Here is a 298-nt window from a genome sequence, read left to right as displayed (position 1 = left end):
AATCTTCGGGGGCGTAAAGCCCTGTCAGGCCAGCAGCGCCTGCTTTGTCAGATGCGTCGCGCGGCCACGCCTTTGCTGCGTTCCACGCGTCTACATTGGGCGCTACGACCTCAGTGGCGTGCGTGTGAGCTGCGGCAAGAATGGCATCGAGTTTTTCTGACATGGGAGTGTTCCTTGAGATAGGCGCACACTGTCGCATCCCGCCGTTTTCACAGGAGTGGGAGCAGAGCGTTGCATGTAGCAGTCAATGAGGTTGAGTTCTTTTTTCAAGGCCTCGGATAGCAGATTCATTCGGCTC

Annotated in this window: 1 protein-coding gene; it reads right to left on the bottom strand. The window is 56.7% G+C overall.

The window, feature by feature from the left end; translation table 11 throughout:
• A partial coding sequence (locus H2O73_RS23820) for an acyl-CoA dehydrogenase family protein (RefSeq protein WP_182110774.1) occupies positions 1-163 on the bottom strand: 163 nt, incomplete at its 3' end.
• Positions 164-298 lie beyond the last annotated feature (135 nt).

It is taken from the genome of Vibrio marinisediminis (genome assembly GCF_014050145.1).
Classification (GTDB): Bacteria; Pseudomonadota; Gammaproteobacteria; order Enterobacterales; family Vibrionaceae; genus Vibrio; species Vibrio marinisediminis.
This window is presented reverse-complemented; position numbering and strand designations above follow the sequence as displayed.